We start from the raw sequence: 18,615 nt of genomic DNA on the forward strand, positions 1-18,615 counted from the left end.
CCATTTTACCCTCAACACTATCTCGTTAAGGTGAGAGTGCGGCGTTTCGTAACCATCTGATAGGATTCGATGATGTCACCTTCAACCCAATCATTGAATTTATCTATGCCGACACCGCATTCATAACCGGCGTTGACCTCACGGGTATCTTCTTTCATCCGTTTTAAGGAGTCAAGAACGCCTTCAAAGATCACCTTACCGCCACGTCGCACCCTGACTTTGCAGTTGCGAACTAGCTTGCCTGATTGAACGTAGCAACCGGCAACAGCACCGCGACCGACTGGGAAGACGGCACGTACTTCGGTTTGACCCAAGGGTTCTTCCACCAACTCTGGTTCCAAAAGACCTTCCAAGGCATCTTGAATGTCTTCCAGGAGTTTGTAGATCACGTTGTATTCTCGGACATCTACACCCGCTTCATCGGCGGCTTGTCTAGCGCCACTGGCGAAGGTGGTGTTGAAGCCAATAATTACAGCGTTACTGGCAGCTGCTAAGTCGATATCTGTCTCGGTAATTTCCCCAGCAGTCGCCAACAGCATCCGAATTTGGACTTCGTTTTGCGGGATTTGCTTGAGCGCTCCCACAATGGCTTCTACAGAACCTTGTACGTCTCCTTTCAAGATCAAGTTGAGTTCTTTCAACTCGCCTTCTTGTGCTTGAGCCGACAGGGTTGTAAGGGTAACACGTCCTTGTAACAGGCGGGATAGGCGTTGTCTATCGGCGCGATCGCTAGCGAGTGCCCTGGCTTCTTTTTCGTTATAGAAGACCTCGAACTCGTCGCCGGCTGCTGGCACATCACTTAAACCCAACACCTCGACAGCAAAGGAAGGAGAAGCAATTTCTACTCTCTTGCTTCTGTCGTCCACCATCGCCCGGACTTTACCGAAAGCCGAGCCAGCTACTAAGATATCTCCCACATGCAGGGTGCCATTCTGAATTAGCAGGGTAGCAACTGCTCCCTTGGCTTTATCCAGATGTGCTTCAATTACAGTTCCTTTGGCGGAACGATCTGGGTTAGCAGATAGTTCTCCAACTTCTGCTACTAGCAGAATCATCTCTAAGAGCGTATCTAGATTTTCACCTCTGATAGCGCTCACCGGAACCATAATAGTCTCCCCGCCCCAGTCTTCAGCGGTCAGACCATACTGAGTCAGTTCTTGTTTCACCCGTTCTGGTTGTGCCCCTTCTTTGTCAATTTTGTTGATTGCAACCACAATTGGCACTCCCGCAGCTTGGGCGTGGCTAATGGCTTCAATCGTTTGGGGACGGACACCATCATCAGCAGCTACTACCAACACGGCAATGTCTGTTACCCGCGCTCCTCGTGCCCGCATAGCTGTAAAGGCTTCGTGACCGGGAGTATCTAGGAAGACTATCTGCTGCGGTTTGCCCTCATGTACGATATCCACATGGTATGCACCGATGTGTTGAGTAATACCGCCAGCTTCGCCAGCAGCCACTTTTGTTTTGCGGATTGAGTCGAGCAGGGTTGTTTTACCGTGGTCTACGTGACCCATAATTGTCACGACTGGCGGACGGCGGTGGAGATATTCTCGGTCTTCTGCGCCGACCATTTCCGTAATTTTCCGAGCTTCTGCTTCTCGCTCGGCGGTTTCTACTTCTATTTCTAGTTCTTTTCCTACCAGGGTAATTGTGGGAATATCCAGATTTTGGGTGATACTCACCGCCATGCCTTTGAGGAACAGGATTTTCACAATCTCTGTATCGGGAACGGCTAAAACGTCAGACAGTTCTTGCACAGTCAACGGACCTGTGATCGTCACTTTTTCGGGACGGTCACGCTTGGCCTCGGCTTCTTGGCGACGGTTTTGGTGATGATCGCGGCCAGAACCAGACTTGGAACCAGACTTGGAACCAGACTTTCTCCCTCTTGCAGTTGGGGCGCTAGCAAGGATTGCGCCTGGCATCTGTACAGGTCGAGTCGCTTTGGGTTTCGGAGGACGGGCGATGGAAAGGCTGACTTGGACGGTGGCTGGTGAGTCGAGATCGTCATCATCCAGCAAATCTTCTTCAAACTCATCATCAAGTATCGGCTTGATCCGCTTGCCTTTGACGCCAGCTTTAGCCTTCTCTTTAACTTCGTCAATGATTTCCTCTTCTACCCACTTTTTGCCACCTTTGGTTGGGCGAGGCGGACTTGGGCGTTTCAAATCAAGGAGATCGGGTGCGACTAGATCATCACCTAATCCTTCAGATTTGCCCGCTATTCCTGACATCTGTCTGGGTGGAGTCGCTATCGGCATTGCGGCTGCTGATTCACCTGGACGTGCTGGCCTGGGTCGTTGCCCCTCTCCTAGTTGTGATGGTGCAGATGGTCTATTGGCCCTCTGCTCTGGTCTGCTGGGTGAAGGGGTGGGACGACTTGTTCTTTGTGGTGCAGCCTGTGGGGACTGGTCAGTTGGCAGTTTAGCAACTTTGGGCTTAATTTGATCGCGATCGCCTTCCACGGGTCGTAGCCGTTGGTCGCGTTTGAGGATCGGTTTATCTGCCTGAGATACCGGCTCATCTACCACCTGGGCTTCTTCCGCCGCCGGTCTGGCTGGAGGAGCAACTAATTGCGGTTTGATCGGTTTTTCCGACTTCGGTCTGGGTGGAACTATTTTTTCCGGTTTTTGCCCTGGTATTTTTTCCGATACCTGATCTTGATTTGGCGTTTGTTCCAAGTCGATGACAGGAGGTTGCTCTTGAGTCTCAGATTGATTCCGGGGTACAGGTCGAGTTGGTGCCGCCGGCTTCATGGGTGAGACTGGTGTCGCAAAAGGCCGTGGAGGAGAGGGAGGATTAGCTTCAGACAAGGCAGCTTGGGTATTGTTAGCAAGTGACGCCTCAGGGGCGTTGGAGGTAGTATTTCTCAATATTTTGGGTTTGCGTATTTCCAAAATTTGCTGTTTGTGGGGTGCAGCAGGTCGGTTACGTCCGCCGTTCGGTGGTGAATTTGGCTTATGGCTGGTTGTACCTAGTTCCTTTTTGGCAGACACAGTCGTAGCTGGCAGTTTTTCTGCTGCCGCCCGGATGCTTTCTGCCTCGGATTCTGAAATCGTGCTGCTATGGCTTTTGACCGAGATGCTGAGCTGCTCGCAAATTGCTAATAGCTCTTTGTTATCCAAATTCAATTCCTTTGATAATTCATAGATTCTAACTTTGCCGTTGTTCATCCACTCTTCCCCTTTAAGTTACAGTTTTAGCGGATGGTTGCCTGGCTTGCGACATCTCCATCCTTGGATTACTGTTTTTAGGTTGCCGTTCAGTTTTTGCCGGTGCCTCCAATCAGGAAAGAGAGATGTTTCGGTTTAATAATGGCATCCCCACCAGGAATGATGGTTGAGGGGCATCCATAAAAATTCCTTAAATAAAAGATTTCTACGGGAAGCCTTGACGCCGAACTGCGCCTGAGCGCTACCAGGTTGCCATTTTGTAGTTTCTTGTTTTGTTGATTCTGAGTCTTCCACAACACAATAGATTACATCTTGTTCTGGGAATGTTGCCTCGCCCCTCATTAATTGAAGAGCCGAAATGCTTTTTACACCCATTTACTATTTTGGCACTAACCTTAACGATCAACAGAGGGTGTGATGAAAGCACGACTTCGGCTTTCGCACAATTCCTCTGGTGATTACGCCACAAAGTTGTTCCAACTAAATTTTATTTTGGGTATTGCTGCGGGGTAGACGTTGCGACAAGCTTTGGTACAGTGTTTCTGGCACTGATGCATGTAGCGATCGCCCTAGTCGATTTTTTTTTTGAGCCGCTTGTAAGCAACTCGTTTCTGGACAAATATAGGCAGAACGCCCCATGCCCTGATCTAATTGTACCTTTCCCGATGGAAAGACGCGGACAATCCGCCAAAACTCATCTTTTGAGCCTACTTTCCGGCAACTAATACAGCGCCGATAATTTGGTTTCATCGATTCTATGTGATCTCACTCCAGCATTCTGGGTGTAAAAAGAAGTTTATTATTACTATTTTTTACTTATACCAAGTCGCTTTTGAGAAAATAATCCTTGAGACTGAGACTACAATCAACAGTATCAAAACTTTACAAAATTAATCAATTATTCATCATCGTTATTGTCAAAACTATCCTCCTCTTCTAATTCGTCCTGATTTTCATCGTCTAATTCTTCCTCAAAGTCAAGATCATCTTCTTCTGTTTGATATTTTGCTCTGACAGCTGTAAATTTGGCATCCTCTCCTGCATAGTCATACTTAGCTTTATCTTTGATGTCAATTTTCCAACCAGTCAGGCGGGCTGCCAAACGCACATTTTGTCCTTCTTTGCCAATGGCCAAACTCAATTGATCTTCAGCTACGAGTACGTGAGTTTGCCGGGTTTCTGGGTCCATCAGGCGCACTTCATCCACCCGTGCTGGACTTAAGGCATTGGCGATGTACGTTGCTGGGTCTGGCGACCAGCGAATTACATCTATTTTTTCACCGCGTAATTCGTTGACTACCACTTGAATTCGCGATCCCCTGGCTCCGATACAAGCGCCTACTGGGTCTACATCGCGATCAAGAGTATCTACTGCTATTTTAGTCCGGGGGCCGACATAACGGGAAGGGGGATTTGCCTCCCTCGCTACGGCAACAATCCGTACCACTTCATCTTCGATTTCTGGGACTTCGTTGGCAAACAGATAAACCACTAAACCAGCATCAGCACGAGACACAAGCAACTGTGGCCCTCGTTGCTGACCTTGGGAAACTTTTTTGAGATATACCTTGAAGGTGGCATTTGCCCGATAATTATCGTTGGGCAGTTGTTCCCGCTTTGGTAATTCGGCTTCTACTTCTGGTTGACCAAAATTACTGGTGACTGCTAGAACCACCGATTGCCGCTCAAACCGCAGGACTCTTGCTTGCAGGACAGTTCCTTCTAAATCTTGGAACTCTTCTTGCACCATCTGGCGCTGTTGATCCCGTAATTTTTGTGCTAGTACCTGCTTGGTTTGCATCGCCGCCATCCGACCAAATTCTCCTTGATCGGGTGTCACATCTAGCACTACAGAGTCCCCTAACTGCGCTTCGGGAGCGACTTGTTGAACTTCGTCTAGGGAAATCTGATGGTCTGTGTTATTGACTTCTTCGACAATGGTTTTGGTGGAAAGAACGCGAAATCCTTCTCCTTCAATATCGAGTTCTACTTCAAAATTTTCAAAATAATCTTCGTCAAACTGTTTGCGCTCTAAATTTTGGGCGCGGCGATAACGTTCATAGCCTTTGAGTAGTGCTTCTCTAATCGCTGATTGAACTGCAAGCCGGGGTAAATTGCGATCGCGACTTATACTTTCAATTAATTCTTTTAATCCAGGTAAAGTAACCATTGACATAAGCAATCTCCTTTAAAAATTAGGGAGTGGGGAGTGGGGAGTGGGGAGTGGGGAGTGGGGAGTGGGGAGTGAAAACTACGCATTAGATAGAGCTAGGGATTAGAGAATAGTTTTACACTAGCCCCTAATCTCTAGCCCTAGTCCGTAACCTCTAGCCCCTAACTTCTAGCCTTGAGCGAATCGCACTCTAGTCTCCAACTCCTAAGCCCTAGCCCTTTGTTTATTGGCGCTCGTCTAACTGCACCTTAGTAATTAGGGAGCGGGGAATTTCGACTACACGACCTTTTTGGTTTAAGTAAAGTGCTGTCTGGTCCCGGCGAATCAACTGGCCAGTCCACTCTTGTTGTCCGTCGTAGGGTGGCGAGGTGGTGATGATGACAGGAAATCCTTTAAAGGAAATAAACTCCCTGTCTGTTAACAGTTGCCGCGAAATACCAGGACTAGACACTTCCAAGACATAGGCATCTGGAACGATTTGGGCAGTATCTAAGGAGGCTTCTAAAGCACGGCTCATCCTCTCACAATCATTCAACCCAGTGTCTTGCTGAGGATTGCGAATGTCTACTCGCAACACTGGTGGACTTTGGTTAGTGTGAAAAACCACGCCAACCACTTCCAATCCCAGTTCTTCTGCCACTGGTGTCGCCAAATCAATAATTTGTGGAATTAAAGGATGAGCCATGAGAGAATTCAATAAAAAAAGTGGGCATCGACCCACTTCCTGCGATAGGTATATCTTCCAAGAAGTCTTGTGACGAACCAATGATGGTTCGCCCTAAATCGAGTTTAGCGCATTTCTTGGATAGTCGTGCATTGGGCAATTCAATTTTGGATTTTGGTGAAGCAGCACGGTCTTGGGGGTTTCCCCCATGAGTGACTGCACCAAGCCGAAGGGATTTTGGATTTTGGATTTTGGATTTAATTCCAATCTAAAATCGTTCGACTGAGCGTTCGCGTAGCGTCTCGTAGAGAAGTCGAAGTCTAAAATCTCAAATCTAAAATTCTTACTCCCCTGCTCTTTTTACCCTTGGCGTATTTCTGGCAGAGTAGTGCTTTTATCAACTACTACTGGAACTGATACTTGTGTTCGTAGCTGCCTGGTTTGCTCGATAATTTGGTCTATGTCTTCTTGGGATAAACGCTGCACGTAGTTGAGTTTGATTTCCTCTAAGAAGTCAAAAAGTAAACTCTGAATTTCTGAAAGTACGTGTTTTTCCTTTATTTCCGCTCCCAAGGCGTCGCTGAAGCTTTGTATAAGTTGACTGGTGAGTTTTGCTCCTACTGGATCTTTAACAGCGCTGACTAAAGTTTTGTAAAGATTAGTTGTGATTTGAGTCGCCAATTGTTCACTTAACTGGGTTTGGGCTTGTCCCAAGCCGGGGAGGTTTTGGAGGTTGCGGTAGACGGGGATTTGATCAAAGACGGTTTCGATATTGTGGCGCAAAATGGCAACGATCGCAGGTTGGATATCGGGTAGCACTTCGTAGACAATTGTTTTTATCAAAAGACCTGCGATCGCTTCCACTTCATTCACATTATTAATATCTATGTAGGGACGTAAATTTTCCTGTTGTGAGAGCCAGCTCGTTAACTCACCCCGCTTAATTGAACCCTGAACCTGATTAATCACCCGCACCACGACAATTTCTGTAAGTTCTTCGGCAAAATTGGCGACAATCCCTTGATTAAGTTGCTTTCGCACTGGATGCAGATTCAATAACCGCGCTTGATCGAGGCGAATTAATATAGGTATGATTCGCAACCCCCGCCAAAATGGTAGTAGTAAAAAGAAATCGTACCAACGCCACAATACTGCTTCCAACCAGCTAAAACCAGGATGTTGGCGTCTGATTAAGAAGGTACGCCCCAGCAATTCTACGCCAAATAAAATCATAAAGGGTAAGTCAATAATCCAGAAATCATCAACAAATTCGCCACTTTCCCCGATTTTGCGGTAGTAGTTAGAGGCAATCAAAGGGCGGATGCTCTGGTTGAAAAAATTAATTTCTTGAATCCAGCCATGTTGTGATAAGTAAGGTTGACTCCAAAAAGTGCCAAAGGACTGTTTTGCAGATTCCTTACCGATGCGATCGCGCATCCGCTTTTTGATTTTTTCCAGAGTACCACTCTTATTCACTCCCGCAAACGGATTGCTGTCAATCATCTCGCTACTAAGACGACTTATTTGTATTAGCCTGTTATTTACCTGAGACGACTGTAACCCTGTTTGCTTAACTTGTTCTTCTAATGCGTCTACTGTTTCTAGATAACTTTTTGTGTCTCGATGAGCTTCAATACCTTTTATTGGGTCATAAATCTTAATAATTTGGGGAAGTTTTCGCAAGTAAAAATCTCGCCAAGGTACGTAACTTAAATCAAACAAAACTAAACCTAAATTTACTGTGGCAGTAATTGCCATAAATCTTTCAAACCAAAGATTACGCTGCTTAGAAGATTTTACGTCTTTCATCTTTTGTCATATATTATACATTCTTGGAATATTTGGAATATAAGCTCTTTCATTTATTAATTTTCGGCTCTTTTCCAGAAATTACAGCAATTTGCAGTTGAGTAGACCCCAGGCGCATATCTGTCATGCCTGTCAACCTAACGTTAAAAGGGCATGTTGGCGAATTGGTCGGGGGTAAGCTGTTGCGCCTTTAATTTGCACTAATATTTTTTCAACATGGTTGTGGGGTGGGCAACATGAGCGCCCTGATAATGCAAGTTGTATACGTAACAGCTTATAACCCATCAGCCTCTATCTTAATTTCTTTAATTTCAGTGCGTTTCAAGGCACTTTAGCTATTAGCCCGCAATTTATTGTCGGGCGGGAAACCAACGCAAAAACAATGTTTTAGGGATGGGCGATTTAACAAGAGAGTGAATTGACCAACAGCCTCATAAAATTCGGACTGGCTCTAAGGCATCATGTAAAAATAAGTTGTACAAAATTTATTTGGAATAGCTTGCTAAATCTAGCTTTCACACAAAAATTGTTCAAGTTATTTTTACACAAATCCTAAGTTGACACAGGCGCATATCTGTGCATCTATACTGTAATTTAGTGTTCAAGGGTGTATTTGATTCAAATGATAACTATCTCTGCTAATATAAGATACTTCTTTGGATAGATGACATAAAGCAGGTTTCGTAGTTTCACTTAAATTTTACAAAAATAAATTACAAATTATTCAAAAATCATTAAATAATCGCGAAAAAAGTTATTAAACAAACTTAAAATGCAGCTGTTAACCTTTATAATCCTGCTGATTTCATCCAAAGGAGTTTTAAGTATGTGGTGTGGATTTGGAAAATCAAGCGCGACCTTTGCTGTTACTTGCCTGATAACTGCTAGTGTGGTAATTGCAGACACAGGTTTCGCAGCCTCTCAACGTAGCTATACGCCCGAGCAATTCCGTGCTGTATTGCGGGGGTTAGGCTATAACGTCAAGGTAACAAATAGTGCTTTGACGGATGAAGAAACTAAAAAGGCAATTCGTGAATTTCAGACGGGTTATAAGCTAAAACCAGTTGATGGGATAGCAGGGCCAAAAACCCAAAATTTTGCTGCTAACATCGTTCAAATTCTGCACAGAAATTTGAATGCAGTGGTGAAGCCAAATCCTCCCCTGCCGCGTGATCATTTTTATGGTTCACAAACTGAAGCAGTGGTGAAGGAGTATCAGAAGAAATATCAGTTGCAAGAAACTGGAATTGCTAATTTAGCACTCCGGCAAAAGCTGAATGAAGAAGCAAAGACAGTCTTCAGTCAGCCGACAGCTACACCATCATCTACACCAACGGCTACACCGACGGCTAAACCGACGGCTAAACCGACGGCTAAACCGACAGCTAAACCAACAGCTAAACCGACGCCTAAACCGATGTCTACACCGACAGCTACGCCGACAGCTACGCCAACAGCTACGCCGACAGCTACACCGACAGCTACACCAACAGCTACGCCAACAGCTACACCGACAACTACACCCTAGTCGCCACAAAAATTCCTACCTCAAAGCCTCAAATCATCTGATTTGGTTCTTCTAAGGGTCTGCCCTTGGGTGTAGGTAGAATTGGGCGGAGGTCATTGTAAGGCATAGGAATGTACTGCACGCTGGGTCGCCCTCCTTGTGGCTGTGGGTAAAGATCCATGAGATCATAAATAGAATGGGGCAGTCCGACAGTTACGGGCAGCCCCATTTCTGTTGCTTCCTCAATAGTGATGGGATAGTCGTGGGTGACGCGCCCAGTTGTCAGGGCTTCGATAATCGGTTCGATATTTTCTGGCAGAACTTTTTGTTTGGGTATACTGTCTTTTAGCAGAGTCCGCACAAATCGCTGTACCTGCTGAATTGCTTTGCGTGAGATGTCGGCCATAATTAAAGTTTGGTCATCAATCTCACTGATGGGTTTATCTTCAACTACTTTCAGGATACTGGCTGCGGGGTAATTACCCAATTGGGGATCAACTGGCCCCAAGACAGCGTTAGCATCCATAATAATTTCATCAGAGGCGATCGCCAGCATTGTACCGCCACTCATGGCATAGTGAGGTACAAAGACTGTGACTTTTGCTTGGTGGCGAATTAATGCTCTAGCGATTTGTTCCGTAGCCAAAACCAAACCACCAGGAGTGTGCAAAATTAAATCAATTGGCACATCTTGGGGTGTGAGGCGAATTGCTCGCAATATTTGTTCTGAGTCTTCAATAGTAATGTAGCGAGATATGGGAATTCCCAGGAAGCTAAGGGACTCTTGGCGGTGAATCAGTAAAATCACCCGACTTTTGCGTTCCTGCTGGAATTCTTGTAAAGCACGCAAGCGCCGATATTCTATTTGACGTTTTTGCCAAAGGGGTTGCAAAGAAGTCAGAGCGAGGAAAATCCAAAATAAATCACCAATACCAAAGCCCATAAATATTAATTCTGGTTCAATAATCACGGTTGCCGTCATTATTGTCGCAAATTTGGGGCGATCGCAATTCTATCTGTAGATTTAAAAGTATCGAACCACACTCAGCAAAAATATTTTGAAGAAGAATCCAGAATTCAGAATTCAGCAATCTTACAGTCGGGGTTTAAATCCCCGTCTGAAATGTCTTTAATTTTGAATTTTGAATTTTGAATTTTGAATTGTTATTATCCCCGTCGCCAAATCTTGATAGTATCGTCATCACCACCGCTAACTAGGGTTTGGCCATCGGGACTGAAGGTAACGCATCTAACATAGTTGGAATGTCCTGTAAGTGTGCTGATTTCTCTGCCACTGTGTATGTGCCAGAGTTTGATAGTGTTGTCCCAACTGCCACTAGCGAGAAATTGCCCATCTCGGCTAAAGGCGACTGACCAAACTGAATCAGAATGACCAATGAGAGAACGAATTTCTCTGCCTGTATTTACGTGCCACAGTTTAATCGTGTTGTCAGCACTGCCACTGGCGATAATTTCCCCATCTTGGCTGAAGGCGATACAGTTGACGAAGAAGGAATGACCTGTAAGTGTGCAAATGTTTCTACCTGTGTATACTTGCCACAGTTTGATGGTGTAATCATTACTGCCACTAGCCACCAGCTGTCTATCCTTGCTATTCGTTGCAGAGGTTTTCGGAGAGTAGGCGACTGACGAAACTGAGTCGGAATGACCTGTGAGAGTTTTGATTTCTATGCCAGTGTGTACCTGCCACAGTTTAATTGTGCAGTCAGCACTACCGCTAGCCAGAAACTTGCCATCTGGACTAAAAGCAACGGAATTCACCCAATTACCATGACCAGTGAGAGTACGAATTTCTTTGCCTGTGTTTACATCCCACAATTTGATTGTGTTATCCCAACTACCGCTAGCCAAAATCCCCCGGTTCAGGTCTGTAACTCCCGCAGATTTGCCCGACTCTCCTTGATAAGAAAGGTTTGAGGAGATTGGGCTAAAGGCGACGGAATGAACCATATTGGAATGACCAGAAAACCAACGACCTAGTTGACGCACTAGCTTGCCAGTACCCAGTTGCCAAAGTTTGATAGTCTTGTCATTACTGCCACTAGCAATAAATTGCCCGTCTGGACTAATGGCGATCGCCTGAACCATACTAGAATGACCTTTGAGGGTCTGTATGCATTGCCAGTTCTGTTGATCTAATACAACTGGTCGAGGTGGTTTAAGTCTAGGCGTTATTACTAAAGTAGATGATATTACTGTTACATCCTCCCCAATATCAGACCCCAATAAATCCAACCACTCCTGCACAGACTGGGGACGATAGGTTGACTCCAAATCCATCCCGCACATAATAGCCTGATTCACCCTGTTACTGATATTAGGATTAAAATATTGTGGTGGTTCTAAATTAATATTATGACGGCGATCGTCTGCACTCGTCGGGATAACGGCGGTAAGCAAATTATACAAGGTAGCAGCTAGGGCGTAAATATCAATGTATTCTCCGCGTGGCGCTTCTGATTCATACTGCTCAGGTGGGGCAAAACCAGGAGTGCGATACACGGTATGCCTTTGAATCATATTAGGAATAAATTCTCTAGCAATGCCAAAATCTATCAGCACTGCTTCTGATTTATGAATGCGGATCATAATATTACGTGGTTTCAGATCCCGATGTAGCAGTCCTTTAGAGTGGATTAGCGTCAAAGCATCGCCAATTTGCCGGATGTACAGCAGCGCTTCTGCTTCTGATAGCACCCCTATCCGCCTCAAGCGCTGTGCTAAGTCTTCGCCTTCGATGTAATCCATCACCATGCAGGGTAAATTTCCCTCATCGAAGATGGTTTCTATCTGTACTATATGAGGATGGTGACACACAGCCAGCCGAACTGCTTCATCACGGAAGTCTTGCCGTAACTTGTTTCGGTGGAGCATCCAAGCGGGGTGATTCAGGATTTCTTCTTTGAGAGTTTTAATCACTCGCTGTTGATTCCGTTGATTTCTGGCAAGATAAGTAATGCCAATTCCGCCTTCGCCTAGTTGGTTTTCGATAATGTAGCGTCCACCGAATAAAGACTTTCCTGCATTCCACACCATTAGTAATATTTGACAATTGCTGGTATTTATTTTGGCACGGGATCAAAACAGCCCACAGGAATTTTTGGAAATTCCATTTTGTTTTGCTGTTGTAGCTTTTTGGAACTTAATTACTTAAAGAACATTTTCATTAGCCTCAATAATTACTAATATAAAGTTGGGTATAGCCTAATAGTTTTAACTAAACTATCACCTTTATACTAAAATCTTTAATTGATTGCTTATGCTAAAGTAAACGATCACTTTAGCCATATTTGGTCATAATAATTTGACTTGTAAATAATCAGAAATTATGCTAAAGAATCTCAATCTGAAACAAAAATTTACAATTCTGCTACTTGTAATTCTGACATTTGGTTTGAGCTTGAGTGGATTTGCTCTTTCTTCTTTGCTCAGGGAAAATGCTAAACAAGATATTAGTTCAACTGCTCTCATGCTCATGGAAACAATGAGTTCTGTTCGTAAATATACTAGTACTCAAGTGAATCCACAGCTAGCTGATAAATTGGCTACTGAGTTTTTACCGCAAAGTGTGCCTGCATACTCAGCGCGGGAGGTATTTGAGATTTTACGGAAAACAAAAGACTACAGTGATTTCTTTTATAAAGAAGCAACTCTCAATCCCACAACTCTTCGGGATAAGGCTGACGCTTTTGAAACAGAAATTGTCGAAAGGTTCAGAAATAAATCAGACCTCAAAGAAGTAAGTGGATTTCGCTCACTTCCTGGTGGTGATATCTTTTATATTGCTCGTCCGCTACCAATTTCTGAAGAAAGCTGTCTGAAGTGTCATAGCACACCTGAAGCTGCACCTCAAAGTATGATTACTCTTTATGGTGCAGCTAATGGATTTGGGTGGAAGCTTAATGAAATTGTCGGTGCCCAAATCATATCAGTACCGGCAAATAATGTCATCAATAAAGCCCATCAGTCTTCCTTACTAATTATCCTAATTGTATCAACTATATTTATAGCGACTATCCTATTAGTCAACTTGTTCTTGAATCGACAAGTTGTTATGCCTCTCAAACGCATGACTCGCATAGCCGAAGAAGTTAGTACCGGACATATGGAAGTTGAATTTGAGCAGATGTCTAATGATGAAATCGGTAATTTAGCTAAAGCATTTAAACGGATGCAGTTAAGTTTAGAAATGGCAATGAAAAGAATCAAACGCACTCAGGGAGGTTCAGGAGATTAAAATAATTCGTAATTCGTAATTCGTAATTCGTAATTGCGTTTTGTGACGGGGATTTAGTGCAAAGTTCGGAGCGTCGGTTTCCGGCGCTCTGACGGCAGTTCCGACAACGGAGGGAACCTCCGCAACGGACTGCCTCAACTTTGTAAGAGGATGTTTGAAAAGTCATGATTGATGTATCAAATATTCTTTTACCCCACCCTAACCCTCCCCGATATATTGGGGAGCCACTGCGTTGGGCGGGCAATGCCCGACTTGAAGCATGTGGCGTGAGGGAACCAGATTTTCTTGTTTCCCCCCAATATATCGGGGGGATTAAGGGGGGTAATAATTCGATTAGTATCACAACATACCACTTTTCAAACAACCTCTAAGAGGGACGCCGCCTAACATACTTGCGGCTTGTTAGTAGCCGGGGACTTAAACCCACCGAATTTGTGAAAAATTATCCCGAAATTCGTGGTGTCTAAATATCTATGAGAATAAGCTTTTTTTAAATTCAAAAGCTGCTTGAAAGTCAGGAATTTCCTTGGTTATGAGTTCAACAAATTCGTCAGGTGAAATGTAAGGATTTTGAGCTAATATTTCTTCTATAATCAGATTTGCCATTGGACCGATATGGTAGGCTAACTCTTGCTGACAACGTTTGATAAATGCTGGTTTAAGAGAAGGTTGTTGTTGTTCAATTCGCCCAATTTGCGGACTAGCAGATGAACTAGCTGAACTAAAAATTGTTTCTCCAGGTTGTTTGTATGCCTGGGATATGGCCGAGATAGCCTGAAATTCCGGGTTAAATACCGTGGGAGGCAAATCATCAACCATGATTGCGGGAGACATTGCCACTTCTGGTTCTCCAATCCGCTCTAAATCTATAAGAACTTCCTTAGCTGTTTGGTATCGCTTGTTAGGTCTATCTGCTAACATGTGATCGAGTACTTGAGCGAAATCATCAGTAATATAGGTATAATAACGCCAGTTCCATTCTAAAGAATACTGATCTATTAGTAAGGATGGATCTCTACCTGTAAGTAGTACAATAGCTGTTACCCCCAAAGCATAAAGGTCACTACAGGGGGAACATAAACCCAAGCTAATCTGTTCGCGGGGAGCATATCCCACTTTGCCGACTAGAGACATTTTGCCAACAAACGTGACCTGATGGTTGGAACTTCTCCCCTCGTTCATGTCAGCAATTTGCTTACCTACGCCGAAATCAATCAGCACTGGCAGATCCTTGCCATCAGGTAACATAATGTTGTCAGGAGAAATATCTCGATGGATGATGTTGTGCTGGTGGACATATTCCAAAACAGGCAGCAGATTCTTTAGCCACTGGATAACTTCCTCTTGAGAAAAATTTCTTCCTTGACCTTGAAGTTCTCCTAGCAGCCGAGAATATGTTTTACCGTCAACATACTCTTGTACTAGAAATAACCGACCATCTCCTTCAAAGCAAGCCAAAAACTTGGGAATTTGAGGATGTTGCAATTGATGAAGAATTTTTGCCTCTCTTTTAAATAAGTTGCGATATTGTTCCAGTCCACTCTCCCCTGTGCCAATGGGCGCAAACTCCTTGAGAACACAAGCTTCATTAAACCGACGAGTGTCAAACGCCAAGTAAGTTCGCCCCAATCCTCCCTGTCCCAGAAGTTTTTGGATAATATAGCGGTTATCGATTAGAGTTCCAGCAGCTATTTCTGGTCTTGTCATAGGGGACTGTGACATCTCATCGCACTCCTAGCGATTTTATTCTTGATAAATTATCTAGTTTGCTGAAAGTCAGAAACTCTAGCAGATAAAGGCTGATAATATCCTTCAAATTGAGATTAGCACCACTACGGAGACAAGGAAATACACTTTTCTACAATCTTTTGATTGTCTTGTGTGACCAAATAGACGACTTTTACCTGGATAGTTTGATCATACTACTCATACTTACGTATTTTAGCAGCCGCAACATAACCAGTGTCTGCGGTAATATCTGCGAATATCGCCTTTTGGATTTGCTGCTGAACCTTATCTTACCCCTAGCAACCCAATTGGCACTAAGCTTTGGGAACAGTAACGATATAGCGTGACATCATAGTTTTTCAGAAAAACTGACGTTGCTATAGACTTCCTCAAGGGAATATTATATGTATTTGAAGTGCTGAATATGCGATCGCGCAGATCGTCGTAGACATCGCGCTCAAAAGTTAATCTTTCTGGGAGCCAATATCGTTATTAAATAGCTGCTTCAGCATCGGCTATCAAAGTTTTCAGTACAGGTGATTCCTCAAAAGCAGAAAATCATGCTAGGTATAAGACAAAAATTTCTCAAGCTACAATAATTCATCTAGTTCATCAGGATTCACACCTAACTGACGCAAACGTTCTGCTAATTGTTCCGCTTTTCGTTTAGCTTGAGCAGCTTCTTGTTTAGCTTCCGTAGCTTCTTGTTCAGCAATGATAGCTCGTTGAGTTGCAGTAGCAGCCTCCTCTGTAGGTGCGGGAATTAATTTTCCTTCTAAAGTGAACCATCTTAACCATAATCTTTCAATATCTCGAAATGACCCCTGCCATAAGCCTAAACTTAAATTTATCTCTGGCATTAGTACGCATCCATTAGTTAAATTCATCGGTTCATAGTGACCGCCTACTAACTGAAATGCCCGAAGTTCATTAGTGTAGCGACTAAAAACAACATAGTAGGGAATCCGCAAAATTCGTTCATAAACTTCCCATTTGCTAGGAGGTTTATCTGCTGCACTTTCTGTTCTTGTGCCTAAATCTTCGTCTTCCGTACCTGGAGATAATAACTCAATAACCACGAAGGGATTTGCTGGCTCTTGCCAAGTTACATAACTTAACCGTAAGTCCTGCCCTTTGTATAATTTTCCTACCCCTACCACACCAAACCAATCTGGGCGTTTATACCATAAAGGATGCTGGATATCATAGTAGAGATTGAGGTCAGCAGCACTGTAAACTAGTTCTGGATTCCAGTTAATGGGCTGAAAAGTTAAGTATAAAAGTAAGGGCTGTAAAAAGTGAAAATCGTCTGGCAAGCCTGGTTCCTCTGGGTTGTCACTTGGTAAATCATACATCGTTGGTAGCGTTTCCCAAGGAGGAAGTGGCGGGTCAGATTGGGGAATATAGTGAGGAGAAGAAGTCATAATAAAAACTGGCTTTGATATTTTTCAGCTATTTTATTATTTTATTGATTACTTTGCCCTTGGATCTTCATTAGGAGGATGTAAGCCAGCTTGAACCCAAAAACCCCGCGCACTGCGAATGGAGTCATCTGCTGGATAGCGTTCATCATTAATATCAAGTCGGTTGCAGGTTGCTCTACCAGTGGGAGTAACTCCAATAATTGTCCTAGCATTTGCTGACCAAAGAAAATGCTCTGACCAAATTTGTTGACGAGGATTAAATAGAGGTACTACTGCTTTAGTCTCTAAGTCATATCCGGCGACAAAGTTGTAGCGACGTTCATTACAACGACGACAAGCTAAGGCTAAATTATTAAGATCATCAGGACCACCAATAGATTTTGGTATCAAATGATCTACTGTAAATCTGGTTGTGGAAATGCGTTCTGGAGAATGGCAATACTCGCACAAATAATTTGCGCGTTTTCGCACAATTTCTTTAGTAGCATCATCAATCATTGTGTTGAGCTACCAGCATCGCGTTGATATGGGTGAAAATTCTATCTAGTTCTCCAATTTCTTCAAGTTCGATCGCTTCTTCTGGAGTTAGTAAATCAGCTTTTTTGCGTTCTAAAAGTTCTTCCATCCGTGCTTGCAGTTCATCATTAAATTTGAACAGGTGAAATTTATCCAGCTTTTCTATTCTGATACTGCCGATTAAGGATGAAGGTCTAGCAATTACAGTCATTATACTGAGGGCGATACAATTTATCGATATGTGTTTCTATTGTAGTGTTTTAATAGCTATGAACATTGCCAAAGGTTGCATTTAGAAGCACGACGATGGGAATACTAAAATTAGTGTAGCGACTGTCTTAAAAGTCAAGCGATGTCTACGACGGGCTATTCGGCGTCGCAGCAAGGCTGATGATTAGCAAGGTATCACTGATATATATATTTATTGTTATAAGATTGCTATTAAGTTGTGTCGTAGATAGCATCATCTTCGCTGTAGCCTTTTAATAATTGATCGGCTGCAAGACGATGCCAAGCTGCTTCCTCTTGTTCTTCTTCTGTAGGTTCATTGACGAGAATAATTACTTTAACCTGCTGGTTGTTTGCTAACTGTTGTAAAACAGCATTCGGCGATTCTATTTTGCCTTATGTGGTAACATTCGCTGGGAATTCGTATGCTTTCATGTTGAGTAGAACTGTGTTGATAAATAACGCATTGCATAACGTAAATAGTTTTTCAGAGCTATCAGAGTAACAACTTAATTTCCGCAGATTCTCCTAATGCTTCGTTTACTACGATTACCTTACCCTGTTCATCAGCGCCTAATTGCTGGTTAGCATTGAGCAACTCAATCCCATAAATTGTGCCATCAGGGGCAATATCCACATTCATTTCGTCACTGACTTGAATTGTTTCTACTTGTGCAGTTTTTTCTTGGAGATAGATATAAGCTATGTTGTATCTTGGGTCGTAGGTGATTTTCATTGAAATTTTCCCTTTAAAAGTATTTGACGATGACTGTAATAACTAACCAGTATTCTTCCTCTTGAATAGCTATTGCCTCAACTTTTTTAGTAGTATAAAACTTTCCATTCCATTCAGCATTGAAGGGAAAGTTACACCTAAATCCAGTTCTACCAAATTGAGCGGTAAAGGTAACACTACTTTCGATCGTGGCAATAACTTCTTCTTCTGTTGCCCCACGTTCATTTAATCGTGCTTGTGCATGGGGATGCAACCTGACGTTCATATATTGTTTAATCCTAACTCCCACAAATCCTACATTTTAATGGACTTGCGTTATTAAACCGGAAATAAATTTCTAGGCAGTTTATGTTAATAGCGAAATACCTTCTCAAGCATTAATACTATTTTGACGTT

At 43.5% G+C, this 18,615-nt stretch carries 16 protein-coding genes; 2 read left to right on the plus strand and 14 right to left on the minus strand.

Going from position 1 to position 18,615, the window contains the following annotated elements:
* Positions 1 to 17 precede the first annotated feature (17 nt).
* The 6 genes from infB to V7K27_RS31040 all read right to left on the minus strand — a co-directional run bounded on the left by infB (position 18) and on the right by V7K27_RS31040 (position 7,822).
* Entirely contained in the window at positions 18 to 3,176 is a 3,159-nt protein-coding gene (infB, locus tag V7K27_RS31015; protein WP_334952408.1) for a translation initiation factor IF-2, read from the minus strand.
* Positions 3,177 to 3,311: 135 nt separating this feature from the next.
* Complete coding sequence (locus V7K27_RS31020) at positions 3,312 to 3,551, minus strand: hypothetical protein (RefSeq protein WP_334952410.1); 240 nt, start codon at positions 3,549 to 3,551, stop codon at positions 3,312 to 3,314.
* Positions 3,552 to 3,656: 105 nt separating this feature from the next.
* Positions 3,657 to 3,926, minus strand: a complete 270-nt coding sequence (locus tag V7K27_RS31025; protein ID WP_334952411.1) for a YlxR family protein — start codon at positions 3,924 to 3,926, stop codon at positions 3,657 to 3,659.
* Positions 3,927 to 4,074: 148 nt separating this feature from the next.
* The gene (gene nusA / locus V7K27_RS31030) at positions 4,075 to 5,352 is read right to left on the minus strand and encodes a transcription termination factor NusA (protein WP_334952412.1); all 1,278 of its coding nucleotides are present in this window, start codon (positions 5,350 to 5,352) and stop codon (positions 4,075 to 4,077) included.
* A gap of 220 nt (positions 5,353 to 5,572) precedes the next feature.
* Positions 5,573 to 6,034 (minus strand): ribosome maturation factor RimP, encoded by a 462-nt coding sequence (gene rimP, locus V7K27_RS31035; protein WP_334952413.1) that lies wholly within the window; start codon positions 6,032 to 6,034, stop codon positions 5,573 to 5,575.
* 339 nt (positions 6,035 to 6,373) lie between these two features.
* Positions 6,374 to 7,822 carry a hypothetical protein gene (locus V7K27_RS31040; protein ID WP_334952414.1) on the minus strand — a complete coding sequence of 483 codons (1,449 nt, stop codon included), beginning with the start codon at positions 7,820 to 7,822 and terminating at the stop codon, positions 6,374 to 6,376.
* Between the two features lie 826 nt (positions 7,823 to 8,648).
* Between V7K27_RS31040 and V7K27_RS31045 the strand changes: the two genes are divergently transcribed.
* Entirely contained in the window at positions 8,649 to 9,350 is a 702-nt protein-coding gene (locus V7K27_RS31045) for a peptidoglycan-binding protein (RefSeq protein WP_334952416.1), read from the plus strand.
* 28 nt (positions 9,351 to 9,378) lie between these two features.
* Here the strand turns inward: V7K27_RS31045 and V7K27_RS31050 are convergent, their stop codons facing one another.
* Both V7K27_RS31050 and V7K27_RS31055 read right to left on the minus strand, forming a co-directional pair.
* Positions 9,379 to 10,272: an SDH family Clp fold serine proteinase gene (locus V7K27_RS31050; protein WP_334952566.1), complete on the minus strand. Its 894-nt coding sequence runs from the start codon at positions 10,270 to 10,272 to the stop codon at positions 9,379 to 9,381.
* Positions 10,273 to 10,496: 224 nt separating this feature from the next.
* Positions 10,497 to 12,386 (minus strand): serine/threonine-protein kinase, encoded by a 1,890-nt coding sequence (locus V7K27_RS31055; RefSeq protein WP_334952417.1) that lies wholly within the window; start codon positions 12,384 to 12,386, stop codon positions 10,497 to 10,499.
* A 292-nt stretch (positions 12,387 to 12,678) separates the two neighbouring features.
* On the opposite strand from V7K27_RS31055, the gene V7K27_RS31060 reads away from it, so the two are divergent.
* Positions 12,679 to 13,587: a c-type heme family protein gene (locus V7K27_RS31060; RefSeq protein ID WP_334952418.1), complete on the plus strand. Its 909-nt coding sequence runs from the start codon at positions 12,679 to 12,681 to the stop codon at positions 13,585 to 13,587.
* Positions 13,588 to 14,058: 471 nt separating this feature from the next.
* Here V7K27_RS31060 and V7K27_RS31065 read toward each other — a convergent pair whose 3' ends face one another.
* The 6 genes from V7K27_RS31065 to V7K27_RS31090 all read right to left on the minus strand — a co-directional run bounded on the left by V7K27_RS31065 (position 14,059) and on the right by V7K27_RS31090 (position 18,484).
* Complete coding sequence (locus V7K27_RS31065) at positions 14,059 to 15,309, minus strand: serine/threonine-protein kinase (protein ID WP_334952419.1); 1,251 nt, start codon at positions 15,307 to 15,309, stop codon at positions 14,059 to 14,061.
* A gap of 596 nt (positions 15,310 to 15,905) precedes the next feature.
* A complete protein-coding gene (locus V7K27_RS31070) occupies positions 15,906 to 16,739 on the minus strand; it encodes a Uma2 family endonuclease (RefSeq protein ID WP_334952420.1) in 834 nt (277 codons plus the stop codon).
* A gap of 48 nt (positions 16,740 to 16,787) precedes the next feature.
* Complete coding sequence (locus V7K27_RS31075) at positions 16,788 to 17,237, minus strand: HNH endonuclease (RefSeq protein WP_334952422.1); 450 nt, start codon at positions 17,235 to 17,237, stop codon at positions 16,788 to 16,790.
* The gene (locus V7K27_RS31080) at positions 17,230 to 17,466 is read right to left on the minus strand and encodes a hypothetical protein (RefSeq protein WP_442947661.1); all 237 of its coding nucleotides are present in this window, start codon (positions 17,464 to 17,466) and stop codon (positions 17,230 to 17,232) included. The genes V7K27_RS31075 and V7K27_RS31080 overlap by 8 nt, the downstream gene beginning before the upstream one ends.
* A 513-nt stretch (positions 17,467 to 17,979) precedes the next feature.
* A complete protein-coding gene (locus V7K27_RS31085; protein ID WP_334952423.1) occupies positions 17,980 to 18,219 on the minus strand; it encodes a DUF2283 domain-containing protein in 240 nt (79 codons plus the stop codon).
* A gap of 13 nt (positions 18,220 to 18,232) precedes the next feature.
* Positions 18,233 to 18,484 carry a hypothetical protein gene (locus tag V7K27_RS31090; RefSeq protein ID WP_334952425.1) on the minus strand — a complete coding sequence of 84 codons (252 nt, stop codon included), beginning with the start codon at positions 18,482 to 18,484 and terminating at the stop codon, positions 18,233 to 18,235.
* Positions 18,485 to 18,615 lie beyond the last annotated feature (131 nt).

This window comes from Nostoc sp., assembly GCF_036919575.1.
Lineage (GTDB): Bacteria > Cyanobacteriota > Cyanobacteriia > Cyanobacteriales > Nostocaceae > Nostoc.